Genomic DNA, 1,035 nt, shown 5'->3' with positions numbered 1-1,035 from the left:
CCCCTATTTCCTGCGAAAGGGGGCCACGAGCCCACCCACAACGCTGTGCCTGTGGAAACCGAGCGCCGGAAGATGCGCCGGTCCGGAAGCCTTCGGGCATGCGCCAGAGCTCCGACGATCTTCAGGGCCCGTTTCACGTCCGGTCCGCCATGGAGCGGGGTCTGACCCGCAAGATGCTTCGCGCGACACGCCGGTGGGAGGCCCCGTTCGTCGGGGTACGCGTTCCCGCCGGCTCCCCGGACGAGCTCAGGACACGCTGTCATGCCCTGTCGACGGTGCTGAACGACGGGGTCGTCTTCAGTCACACGACGGCGCTCCGCCTTCTCGGCGTCGAGCTGCCGTGGACCGCGGCCGACGACACCGACCTGCACGTGATCTCCCGGCGCCAGGAGGATCGTGTCGATCGACCCGGGGTGGTGTCGCACCGATCGCGGCAGCTGTTCCTCGACACCGCCGTCGTCGAGGGGCTGCCTGTCACGAGCCCCGCGCAGACGTTCGTCCATGTCGCCACCTCGCTGCGGCTCCCGGATGACGTCGTCGTGCTGGGTGACGCGATGATGCGGCGCAAGCTCCCGCTCGTCACCCCGGCCGAGCTGACCGCCATCGCCGAACGCACCTTCAAGGTCAAGGGCATCGCACAGGTGCGCGAACAGATCGAACGGATGCGTCCGGGAACGGACTCCTCGACGGAGACGCGTGCGCGGTTGGCGCTCGTCGCGGCGAACCTCCCCTGCCCCAGGGTCAACGACGTCGTCCTCGACCCTCGAGGCGGCTACGTGAAGCGCGTGGACCTCGCGTACCCGAAGTACCGGATCGCGATCGAGTACGACGGGGACCACCACCGCACGGACCGCGCGCAGTGGCAGGACGACATCCGACGTCGTCGCGCGCTGGAGGCGCTGGGCTGGACCGTCATCGTGATCGTGGCGCAGGACCTGCTCGATCCGACCACCTTCGTGAGTCGTGTGCGCCAGGAGATCAGGGCCGCGCGTCGCGCGTTGTGGGTGTGATCGTGGCCCTGTTTCGTGTCGAAAC

The 1,035-nt window shown here is 68.6% G+C and carries 1 protein-coding gene; it reads left to right on the top strand.

Annotation, left to right across the window (positions count from 1 at the left end; all coding sequences use genetic code 11):
• The first annotated feature begins 98 nt into the window (after positions 1 to 98).
• On the top strand, positions 99 to 1,010 hold the full coding sequence (locus ACFUVW_RS20880; protein WP_430573207.1) for an endonuclease domain-containing protein: 912 nt from the start codon (positions 99 to 101) through the stop codon (positions 1,008 to 1,010).
• The last annotated feature ends 25 nt before the right edge of the window (positions 1,011 to 1,035 follow it).

The organism is Isoptericola sp. NPDC057391, from assembly GCF_042668085.1.
Taxonomy (GTDB): domain Bacteria; phylum Actinomycetota; class Actinomycetes; order Actinomycetales; family Cellulomonadaceae; genus Isoptericola.
This window is presented reverse-complemented; position numbering and strand designations above follow the sequence as displayed.